General features: G+C 59.7%; 3 protein-coding genes. 1 reads left to right on the forward strand and 2 read right to left on the reverse strand.

Annotated elements, in window-relative coordinates:
* Positions 1–282 precede the first annotated feature (282 nt).
* On the reverse strand, positions 283–951 hold the full coding sequence (locus ENJ19_10040; protein HHM06064.1) for a uracil-DNA glycosylase: 669 nt from the start codon (positions 949–951) through the stop codon (positions 283–285).
* A gap of 192 nt (positions 952–1143) precedes the next feature.
* Between ENJ19_10040 and ENJ19_10045 the strand changes: the two genes are divergently transcribed.
* Entirely contained in the window at positions 1144–2124 is a 981-nt protein-coding gene (locus ENJ19_10045) for a hypothetical protein (protein HHM06065.1), read from the forward strand.
* A gap of 77 nt (positions 2125–2201) precedes the next feature.
* Here the strand turns inward: ENJ19_10045 and ENJ19_10050 are convergent.
* Positions 2202–2623 (reverse strand): flagellar hook-associated protein 3 (locus ENJ19_10050; protein HHM06066.1); only part of this gene is annotated, 422 nt, incomplete at its 5' end.

Below are 2623 nucleotides of genomic sequence, written 5' to 3' on the forward strand. Positions count from 1 at the left end.
ACACGTTCTTTTCAGTCATCGGACTCAATCATCCTACACATACGTTGTGGGAGCGGCTTTAGCCGCGAAGCATTTTTACACGCCATTCGCGGCTAAAGCCGCTCCCACAAATTTGACGGCAAAGCGACCGAAAGCAAGGGGCAGGCCATGCCCACGATGCCGACAAAAAATCTCTATTCACCACAGAGGCACGGAGCACACGGAGACAACGAACCATAAGTTTTTCTCCGTGCACTCCGTGCCTCTGTGGTGAATATTTACCTTTATCACAGGCATGGCCCGCTACCTGGCATCAATGAGATCCCGCGCCTGCTGGAACACGGCGCGGAACATGGGCTCGGTGAGGCGCCGTGTCTGCGTGTTGTAGCGGCTGCAGTGGTAGGAATCCAGCAGCCGGCGTCCGCCCGGCAGCTCGTGCAGGGCATTGTGGGCGAAGCGGAAATCCTTCTGCCGCAGGCCGAAGGCACGCACCACCGACTGGTGGGCGATGCTGCCCAGGGCCAGCACCACCGCGCCCTTTTTCAGACCTTCCAGCTCTGCACGCAGGAAATCGTTGCAGGCCTTGATCTCCGCGCCCACCGGCTTGTTCTGCGGTGGCAGGCACTTCACTGCGTTGGTGATGCGGCAGTCGCGCAGCTTCAGGCCGTCGCGCGCCGATTCGGACACCGGTGCACTGCTGAAGCCGTAGTCGAACAGGGTCTGATAGAGCAGGATGCCGGCGTGATCGCCGGTGAAGGGCCGGCCGGTGGCATTGGCGCCGTGCATGCCGGGGGCCAGACCGACGATCAGCAGCGACGGCCGCGCGGCGCCAAAGGGGGCCACCGGGCGGGCGTGATAGTCGGGGTAATCCTGTTGTACCTCATCGAGAAACCGGCTGAGGCGCGGGCAGCGGCGGCAATCGATGTCGAAGCCCGTGGAAACAGCAGGGGTGGAGGCGGAATGACGGCTCATGAAGGGACTTTACTCGCTGGAAAAACAGCCGTTAGCATAGCATTGCCGTCAAGCCTTGAGGGTCCCGGGCTTTGCGCCGATACAAACTAAAAGGCATCCTATGGGTCAACTATTATTGGATCTGCAAAATACGCCGCCGCACACGCAGTCTGCCGCCAGCAAGGAACAACACCGATGACAAAGTCCCCCCGAATGATCGCCGCCATCGCGCTCATGACCCTCACCGCCGTCGCCCTCACCGGCTGCCTGGTGAAGAAGAAAGAACCGGAGCCGCCCTACTACCGCAAGAGCGACAATCTGCGCGTTTACAAACAGGGCGACTGGATTCGTTACAACGTGTTTGCCACTACCACGGCCGGCCCCAGTATTGGCGACTTCCGCAGCGGAATACTGGAGGTCCAATGGGGCAATTACTCCCCCCTGACCTCCCCAGATGGCAATGTGAGCAATGGCGGCGAGCCTTACGACGTGATAGAAAAGCGTTACCTGTTCTGTCTGAACGATGCAGCGGGTACACCCTGCATCCCCACCGAAACGAGGGTAATTCAATACATCCACCAGGACGATCCCAAATCCGACCCAAATATCCCCCTTGCCACCGCCGGCACCGAGCGGCTGGTGGCCATGGGTGGTCACCCGAATTTTAGCCCTTCCCAGCCTCAGTACTATTGGCTGAATACCACCGGCGGCAGAAGTTCCGCCCCCGCTAATCCCGACAACGATATTATTGGCGGTCAAGAGCCGGTGATCACGCTGAAATCACCCCTGTTCATCAACGACGTCTACACGGTGGAATACTTTCTCATGGATGGCTGTGTCATTGGTGTTACAAACTGCCAGAGCGATGTCGGCAGATTTACCAACTCAATCAAGGTCGTCGGTGATAGCACCCAGATCAACACCAACATCGGCAACTACGCCAACCCCTTGGAGATCAACTTCAACGGCAAAGTCATCCCGGACGTCAATGTCGGCGACACACTACCGATCACCTTCGATATCTTCGATCTCTGCACTTATAAGCAGTCAGAGCATTCCGGCCGCATCTACATCGTTCCCGAGATCGGCGCCATCCAGATGAAGATCACCTGCAAAGACAGCATCAGCGGCAACGCCATCCTCTACGACATCACCGTCGACAGCATCAGCTCCAGCATCCTCGCCGGCACCTAGTCAGCGCTCAAGACGACAAAAAGGGCGCCCCGTTCAGCCGGGGCGCCCTTTTTCGTATCACCGCCGCGGGCCGTGGCCTACAGGAAGTTGAACAGCGACAGGTTCTGTATGCGCGCAAAGCTCTGCTGCGAGGCCTCCAGGCCGGCCTGTTGCAGGTTGAGGCGACTGATGGCCTCAGCGTAGTCCAGGTCCTGCACTTCCGATAGCCGCTTCTGCGCCTCCAGCTTGACGTCTTCATTGAAATCCCGGTGGCTGTCGATGGCGTTCTGTCTCGCCCCCACCTTGGCGCGGAAGCCGTCGAGGTGATTGAGGGCACTCTCCAGGTCACCGACCGCGGCCGCGTTGGGGGTGTTGGACTCCAGCGACAACGCCAGCTGCTCCAGGGTGTCGAACACGCTGCGGGTACCGCCGCCACCCTCCGGAATATTGACGAAGACATCGCTGCCGGGGTCGCCCACGGGGATCTGCCGCGCGGCGCCGATCTGCAGGTTGCGCTGGC

Source organism: Gammaproteobacteria bacterium, from assembly GCA_011375345.1.
Taxonomy (GTDB): domain Bacteria; phylum Pseudomonadota; class Gammaproteobacteria; order DRLM01; family DRLM01; genus DRLM01.

Coding starts and splice junctions, on each gene's coding strand:
- ENJ19_10040 (HHM06064.1), bottom strand. CDS start 951: ATGAGCCGTCATTCCGCCTCCACCCCTGCTGTTTCCACGGGCTTCGAC.
- ENJ19_10045 (HHM06065.1), top strand. CDS start 1,144: ATGATCGCCGCCATCGCGCTCATGACCCTCACCGCCGTCGCCCTCACC.